The 336-nt window shown below is 70.2% G+C and carries 1 protein-coding gene; it reads left to right on the plus strand.

Features of this window, described 5'->3' with window-relative positions:
- Positions 1–336, plus strand: a 336-nt coding sequence (locus tag IH45_RS01000000144855) for an FtsK/SpoIIIE domain-containing protein (protein WP_032919601.1), incomplete at both ends; no start/stop codon positions are given.

Genomic DNA, 336 nt, shown 5'->3' on the forward strand with positions numbered 1-336 from the left:
ACCGACGCTCCCCTCACCGGACCGGTCGGGTTCGCCGAACTCCTCGGCATCGAGGACGTGGCCCGGCTTGACCTGTCGCGTCTGTGGGCGCCGCGCGGCCCGCGTGCCTTTCTGCGTGTTCCCATCGGTGTCAACGACTCCCACGAACCGGTGCTCCTGGACCTCAAGGAGTCCTCGGAACTCGGCATGGGACCGCACGGCCTGTGCGTGGGCGCCACCGGTTCCGGCAAGTCCGAACTCCTGCGCACGCTCGTCCTCGCCCTGGTGACCACGCATCCGCCGGAGGACCTCGCCCTGGTCCTCGTCGACTACAAGGGCGGGGCGACCTTCGCGCCG

Origin of the sequence: Streptomyces rimosus subsp. rimosus (assembly GCF_000720725.1) — a bacterium.
Classification (GTDB): domain Bacteria; phylum Actinomycetota; class Actinomycetes; order Streptomycetales; family Streptomycetaceae; genus Streptomyces; species Streptomyces rimosus_A.